This is a genomic window from Silvimonas sp. JCM 19000, assembly GCF_054652575.1.
In genome coordinates, this window is sequence record NZ_BAAIHC010000049.1 from 1 (window position 1) to 7,346 (window position 7,346).

The window sequence follows — 7,346 nt, forward strand, 5'->3', positions numbered from 1 at the left end:
GAGCCAGCGAAAAGAACGGCAAACAGCGCGGGTCTTATCAGCGGCATTGCATGGTGGGTCATGACCCACCCTATGTAAAACGCCTTTGGCGCACAGCGCGTGCGGGTTTAGAGGTTGATCTCGACGTTATCAATCAACCGGGTTTTGCCGATGCGGGCGGCGATCAGCAATACCAGGCGGTGGTCGGTGTGAGTGGCGGGTTTCAGATTGGTGGCGTTACGCGCTTCCACATAATCGATCTGGCCCCAACCGCGTGCGGTCAGATCGGCGATGGTTTCTTGCGCCAGCTTTTCGTAGTCTCGCTCGCCCGCTTCTATCGCCGATTTCATGCGCGACAAATGATGGAAAATGCGCGGCGCTTCCGCACGCTCTTCCGGCGTCAGGTAGCCATTGCGCGATGACAACGCCAGCCCGTCTTCGTCGCGACCGGTATCCACCGGCACAATCTGGATCGGCATATTCAGCTCGTCCACCATGCTCTGGATCACGAACAGCTGCTGATAGTCTTTTTTGCCAAAGCAGGCCACGTCGGGCTGCACGATATTGAACAGCTTGGTCACCACCGTCGCCACGCCGCGGAAATGCCCCGGGCGGAAGGCTCCGCACAATTCGTCCTGAATCGCTGGCGGTTCCACCTTGTACAGCTGCACCACATGCGGATACAGCTCGCGCTCATCCGGCGCAAACACCACGGCATCGGGCGCAATGGCTGCGATCAGTTTGGCGTCTTGTTCCAGCGTACGCGGATAACGGTCAAAGTCTTCGCCCTGGCCAAATTGCAAACGGTTTACAAAGATCGACACCACGATCTTGCTGGTGTGGTGATGCGCCTCGCGGATCAGCGCCATATGGCCCTGATGGAGATTGCCCATGGTGGGCACAAAGGCCACTTTGCCCGCTGTGGCGCGCCAGGCGCGCAGTTCAGCGATGGTATGGATGATTTTCATGATGTGAGTCCCTGCAGAGTCGGGTCGATATTCAGGCGGCAGGCAGCAAATCGCCGCGTTCTACCGCTTGATGAAGCTGGCGTTCCAGGTCTTGCCACACGCCAGGAAAGACCGGTTCGATCCTGGTCTTGTTGCCCAGCACCTGGTCGATGCGCACATTGTTTTCCTGCCAGGTGCGGCCACCGGCGTAAATGTTTTGCAGCATCGGCATCAAGCGATCCACCGCGCGGGCATAGCGCGATTCAAACGACGTGCCCGTGGTGAAGTCATGCCACAGCATCAGCATGCGGGTGCCGGTGGCGGGCGGCAGCAAGCCGAAAATGCGTTGCGCGCCCGCCAGTTCACGCTCCGCCTGGGCCGCATGCTGGCTGGTGTCGTATACAAGAATGTCACCGGCGTCGATTTCGGGAATGTCATGCACCAGCAACATTTGCAAGACATGCGCGATGTCTACCGGCTGTGCCGCTTGCGTCTGCATGCTCATGGCCAGCAAACAGATCTGCCAGCTGTGTTCAGCGCTGTTTTCGTAGCGATCCAGCCCCACCGGCATGCTGCGCCGAAGCACCCCTTTGAGTTGTTCCAGCTCAAGCACAAAGCCGGTAATGGCGGCGAAATCGGCGTTCATGGCTAACCTCAGAAGCTGTGTTCGTCCGCGGGGAAGGTCGAAGCGCGCACGGCTTTTACATAGGCCTCGACCGCGCCCTGAATGCTGGTCTGGCCGTGCATGAAGTTTTTGACAAAGCGGGCTTTTTTGCCGGGATACACGCCGAGCATGTCATGCAGTACCAGCACCTGGCCGTCGCAATCCACGCCCGCGCCAATGCCGATCACCGGAATCGCCAGGGCCTCAGACACCGCTTTGCCCACACTGGACGCCACCATTTCCATCACCACCAGGCTGGCCCCGGCCGCCTGCAGCGCCAGGGCGTCACGCTTGAGCGTTTCGGCTTCGGTCTCGCTTTTGCCTTGCACCTTGTAGCCGCCATAAATATTGACGGACTGCGGCTGCAGGCCGATATGCACACAGACCGGGATGCCGCGCGTGGTCAAAAAGTCGACGGTTTCCGCCATGACCATGCCGCCTTCGATCTTGACCATCTCGGCACCAGCGGCCATCAAACGGGCGGCGTTTTCAAAGGTTTTTTGCGGGCTGACTTGTGATGCGCCAAATGACAGATCAGACAGCACCATGGCATTGCGGGCACCGCGCGCCACACAGCGCGTGTGATAAACCATGTCGTCCATGGTCACCGGCAGCGTGCTGGTCTGGCCCTGAATGACATTGCCGAGCGAGTCGCCGATCAGCAGGATTTCTACCCCCGCTGCTTCCAGCAAGGACGCAAAGCTGGCGTCATAACAGGTCAGCATCGAGATCTTGTGGCCATCCTGTTTCATCTTGGCCAGCGTATTGACGGTTACTTTCATGCGCGGAAGTCCTGAGTACGAAGGCGCCGATGTTGCGGCGCAAGAAAACCGAGTTTAGCGCAACGGTTTAAGCTGCTGGCTCGCTACTTTCCCCAGGAATGCCTGGGCGGGGCCAAGGCCGGGGATGTTGAGATCAGGGGCGATCTCGAGCAAAGGCACCAGCACAAAGGCGCGCTCGTGCATGCGTGGGTGCGGCACGCTCAGGCCCGGCTCGTTGATGATGGCGTCGCCATACAACAACACATCGAGGTCCAGCGTGCGCGGCGCATTACGAAAACTGCGCGTACGACCGCGGGCGGCTTCCACCGCCAGCAGTGCTTCCAGCAATTGTTTGGGACTGAGTGTGGTGCTGATTTCCGCCACCGCGTTTACAAAGTCGGGCTGGTCGGCATAACCGACCGGGGCCGAGGCGTAAAAGCGCGAACAGTGCAGCATGCGGATGCCGGGAATCATCGCCAGCATCTGCAGCGCGGCGGTTAACTGCCCCGCCGGGTCATCCATATTGGCGCCCAGTGCAATAAAGGCGCGTTGCGGCTCACTCATCGCCGCCGCCCGCTGCGGGCGCACCCGCCGCGCCGCCACCCTTGCCGGTGGGCTTGCGCCGACGCCGACGTTTGCGATCACCCTGCGCCGGGCTGGCCACACGCGCGATCATGGCCGAGCGCGTGTTGTCATCGCAGTACTGGAATTGCGTCCACCATTCGGCCAATTCTTTGTCGATCAGGCCGCATTCAGCGCGCAGCAACAAAAAGTCATAGGCGGCGCGGAAGCGTTGCTGCTCCAGCAAACGATGCGGGCGCGTGCCCACGCGTTGTTCAAAGCGCGGTTGCAGCAACCAGATTTCTTTCATCGCCGCGCCGTAGCGGTTGGGGATGGCGAGGCGTTTTTCCACCGTCGATTCGACTTCGTTCATCGCCGCCACCAGGGCGGGCACCGGGTATTCACCGGCCGCCTGGCGCTTCTGCCAATCCGCTTCCACTTCGTGCCACAACAAAGCCGCAAACAGAAAGCCGGCCGAAACCGGTTTGTCTTCGGCCAGACGCTGGTCGGTGCTGGCCAGCGCCTTTTGCAGGAATTGCGCGGTCGCCGGTTTGGTCAGCAGTTGGTCGAGCACCGGAAACAGATAGTTGTGCAGGCCTTCGGCGCGCAGCGACATCAAACAGTCCCAGGCGCGGCCCGATAACAACAACTTCATCATCTCGTCGAACAAACGCGCCGACGGAATGTTCTGCAACAGATTGGCGTGTTCCGAAATCGGTTTGCGCGTGGTGGGCGCAATTTCAAGGCCCAGCTTGGCCGCCAGGCGCACCGCGCGCAGCATGCGCACCGGATCTTCGCGGTAGCGCACATCCGCTTCGCCTATCATCACCAGCTTTTTGCTTTCGAGATCATCCACGCCGTGATGAAAGTCGATGATTTCTTCGCGACTGGGATCGTAATACAGCGCGTTGACGGTAAAGTCGCGGCGCAGCGCATCGTCTTCGAGGCTGCCATAGACGTTATCGCGCAGGATGCGGCCCGATTCATCGGTCGGCGCTTCGCCCGCGCCACGGAAGGTGGTGACTTCGATGATTTCTTCGCCACCGCGCTCATAGAACGGCACGTGCACGATGCGAAAGCGTCGGCCGATAATGCGCGAGCGATTGAAGATATGCCGCACTTGTTCGGGCGTGGCGCTGGTGGCCACATCAAAGTCTTTGGGCGATTTGCCCAGCATCAGATCGCGCACCGCGCCGCCGACGACATAAGCCTCGTAGCCCGCATCCTGCAAGCGGTCACAGACCTTGAGCGCGCCGTGATGGATGTCTTCACGTCGGATGCCGTAATGTTTGGCGTGCATTACCCGTTTGCCCGGGCGGCGCAATACCTTGCCGATCAGCTTGCGTATCATCATTCAACCAGTAAAAGCCGGCGTATCCGGGTCAGCTCAAAACCAAGCGCCCCGCCGTTTGCATATTTAAGCCAGGCAGACGCCTGATTTGTCAGAAAACAAAGCGCCATATTATACAGTCCGCCCGCGCTATACAGCGGCAAATCGCCCTGGTTGCCGCAAAACCTTACGAAATGCGCCGCCGGTTACTGTTTTCGGCGTGTTTTGCAACTGTTTTGATCTGAAAACACCCCGCCTGTCGCTATCGCCCCACCGCGCGCTGCCGCATTCTGGGCGACCCTCACTTGTAACCGGATTGCGGCTTATGCCTACTTATCGCTATCGCATCGTCAATGTGTTTGCGCAAGAAACCTTCGGCGGCAATCCGCTGGCGGTGTTTGACCAGGCGGACGGCCTGGACGACGTGCAAATGCAGCAGATCGCGCAGCAACTCAATCTGTCTGAAACCACTTTTGTGTTTGCGCCCGACCGCGACAGCGCTGCCGACGCCAAAGTCCGCATCTTTACCCCGGGCTACGAACTGCCCTTCGCGGGTCACCCCACGCTGGGCACAGCATGGACCATCGCGCAATCCAGCCAGAACAACGCCGTCAAGCTCGGCCTGAAGTCCGGCGATATCCCGGTTGAAATCGCTGGCGACTACGCCACCCTGACCGCCAACGCCCCGGCCTACCGCGATGCGGCGCCTGCCGCCGACATCGCCGCCGCGCTGGGCACCACCACGGCAGCCCTGGCGGGCACGCCGCTGTTTGTTGACGTCGGCTCGGAACAACTGGTGGTGGCTCTCAAGACCCCGGCCGACGTGGCCGCCTGCAAGCCGCCGCTCGACCTGTTTATCCCGGCAACCCGTACGGCGCAAGATCGCTCCGTGGCGCTGGTCTGGGCCTGGGCGAATGACCACGAAATCATTGCGCGTTTTTTCTGGGTGCAGGCAGGCGCCATCGGCGAAGATTTTGGCACCGGCTCAGCGTGTGCCAACCTGGGCGGCTGGCTGCTGCGCAACAACGCGCCCCTGCCCCTGACCGCCACCATGATCCAGGGCCACGGCATCAACCGCCTGGCGCACCTGAAACTGACGCTAACGGCCGAGGGCCAGATCAAAGTCGGCGGCCGGATTGTCCCCATCGGCAGCGGTGAGCTCACGCTGGATTAGGCAGGACGAGCGGGTAGCAGCCCCAGCGCGGCCAGCGGAAAGTTGCTACCCCACCGTCACCACGCCCACCCGATGTTCCGCAGGAACGAGGCAACCCCGCGTGCCAAACCCCAACCATTTCCTGAGCGGGCGAAGGTAGGCGACGCGCAGCGGCGCCGCCTAAGGAAAGTTGCTACCCCACCGCCACCACGCCCACCCGATGTTGCGTAGCGACGAGGCCAGCGAAGACGGCTATGCCATGCCATCTCCTGAGCGGGAGAAGGTAGTAGACCGGGTTTATCGGGCTCCGACTGAGCGTCGCGTCCGCGGAGCGGCAGCTACAAAACCCGGTTATGCAGACGGTTAGTTTCGGCTTTTGACCTTTCCCTTCTGCGCAGCTTTACCGCGCGGAGGGTCGCCTTTCTTTTGCTTACTTTTCTTTGGCGAAGCAAAGTTGCACGATAAGTCTTTACTGAAAAGTGAGGCGCAACGGGGCGCCCCCCGGCTTCAAAACATGCGCCGCAGGCTAAGCGGTTAAAGATCCCAGCCCCAGGCTCCACGATCAAACAACTCGCAGCTGCTAATCAATCGGAGGGAACCACCCCGCCCACAAAGCGGACAAACTCCACCTGACACTTACAGTCAAAACCGGCCCATAATACGCACCGCGCCGTACGCGCCAGGCGTACTTTCTTCCATCCCGCTCCAGATCCGAATTGCCCGCCATGATTTCACGCCGTATTACCCAAAGCCTTATCGCTGTCGGTCTGTTGATCGCCACAACCGCTCAAGCCTTCACCCCACCCCCGCCGCAACTCGCCGCCAAAGCGTGGGCGCTTAATGATTTCCAGAGCGGTGAAGTTCTCACCGCCAAAGACCCGGATACCCGCATCGAACCGGCTTCGCTGACCAAGCTGATGACCGCCTACGTGGTGTTCAAAGCAGTCAAGGAAGGCCGCATCAAGCTTGATCAGCAACTGACGGTTTCGGCCAAAGGCTGGAAAACCGAAGGTTCGCGCATGTTTCTGGACCCCAAAACGCCGGCCAGCGTCGACGATTTGATCAAGGGCATGATCGTGCAGTCGGGCAACGATGCTTGCGTGACCCTGGCCGAAGCCATCGCCGGTAGCGAAGAAGTGTTTGCCGGTTTGATGAACGTAGAAGCCAAACGTCTGGGCATGACCGGCTCGCACTTCGTCAACTCAACGGGCCTGCCGGACCCCAACCATTACATGACCGTGGCCGACCTCGGCAAGATTGCGGGCGCGATCATTCGCGACTACCCGCAGTTCTATCCGATCTATTCGATGCACGAGTTCACCTACAACAAGATCAAGCAGCCTAACCGCAACCTGCTGTTGTACCGCGATCCCAACGTGGATGGCATGAAAACCGGCCATACCGAGTCGGCCGGTTTCAACCTGGTGGCCAGTACGCATGCCAATGGTCGTCGTTTGATTTCAGTTGTGGTTGGCACCACCGGCGATGTGGTACGCGCCAATGAATCGGCCAAGCTGCTGGGCTGGGGCATCCAGTTTTTTGATACGGTCAAAGCCTTCAGCGCGGGTCAGGTGGTGGATACGCCGCGCGTTTACAAAGGCGACGCCGATAGCGTCAAACTGGGCTTTAACAGCGACCGTTATCTGACCGTCCCCAAGGGCGACGGCGGCAAGTTCACCACCCAGGCCGTGCTGCCCGCCAAACCGCTGATCGCGCCGCTGAAAGCCGGCCAGCAAGTGGGCACGGTCAAGCTGATGGCCAACGGCAAGCAAGTGGGCGAATACCCGCTGCTGGTGTTGGCCGACGTGAACGAAGGCGGCTTTTTCCACCGCCTGATCGATACCATCCGCCTTTGGTTTGCTAAATAAGCCATAGGGTGGGTCGTGACCCACCGTTCAAAGCCGGTTAAGTGGAACGCACATGGCGGCGTTCTTCTTGATGGCTTTGATGG

The 7,346-nt window shown here is 60.2% G+C and carries 7 protein-coding genes; 2 read left to right on the plus strand and 5 right to left on the minus strand.

Features of this window, described 5'->3' with window-relative positions:
* Positions 1–107: 107 nt before the first annotated feature.
* Genes panC through pcnB form a run of 5 tightly spaced genes read right to left on the minus strand, consistent with a single transcriptional unit; the run spans position 108 to position 4,263 of the window.
* Positions 108–947: a pantoate--beta-alanine ligase gene (gene panC, locus ACYQ1A_RS21610; RefSeq protein ID WP_499365793.1), complete on the minus strand. Its 840-nt coding sequence runs from the start codon at positions 945–947 to the stop codon at positions 108–110.
* Between the two features lie 31 nt (positions 948–978).
* Positions 979–1,572 carry an HD domain-containing protein gene (locus ACYQ1A_RS21615; RefSeq protein WP_062225468.1) on the minus strand — a complete coding sequence of 198 codons (594 nt, stop codon included), beginning with the start codon at positions 1,570–1,572 and terminating at the stop codon, positions 979–981.
* Between the two features lie 8 nt (positions 1,573–1,580).
* Positions 1,581–2,372 (minus strand): 3-methyl-2-oxobutanoate hydroxymethyltransferase, encoded by a 792-nt coding sequence (gene panB / locus ACYQ1A_RS21620; RefSeq protein WP_499365794.1) that lies wholly within the window; start codon positions 2,370–2,372, stop codon positions 1,581–1,583.
* A 54-nt stretch (positions 2,373–2,426) separates the two neighbouring features.
* On the minus strand, positions 2,427–2,915 hold the full coding sequence (gene folK / locus ACYQ1A_RS21625; protein ID WP_062225469.1) for a 2-amino-4-hydroxy-6-hydroxymethyldihydropteridine diphosphokinase: 489 nt from the start codon (positions 2,913–2,915) through the stop codon (positions 2,427–2,429).
* Positions 2,908–4,263, minus strand: coding sequence for a polynucleotide adenylyltransferase PcnB (pcnB, locus tag ACYQ1A_RS21630; protein WP_499365797.1), 1,356 nt, complete (start codon positions 4,261–4,263; stop codon positions 2,908–2,910). The genes folK and pcnB overlap by 8 nt, the downstream gene beginning before the upstream one ends.
* Before the next feature lie 304 nt (positions 4,264–4,567).
* Between pcnB and ACYQ1A_RS21635 the strand changes: the two genes are divergently transcribed.
* The gene (locus ACYQ1A_RS21635) at positions 4,568–5,416 is read left to right on the plus strand and encodes a PhzF family phenazine biosynthesis protein (protein WP_499365795.1); all 849 of its coding nucleotides are present in this window, start codon (positions 4,568–4,570) and stop codon (positions 5,414–5,416) included.
* Positions 5,417–6,120: 704 nt separating this feature from the next.
* Positions 6,121–7,263 (plus strand): D-alanyl-D-alanine carboxypeptidase family protein, encoded by a 1,143-nt coding sequence (locus ACYQ1A_RS21640; protein ID WP_499365796.1) that lies wholly within the window; start codon positions 6,121–6,123, stop codon positions 7,261–7,263.
* Positions 7,264–7,346 lie beyond the last annotated feature (83 nt).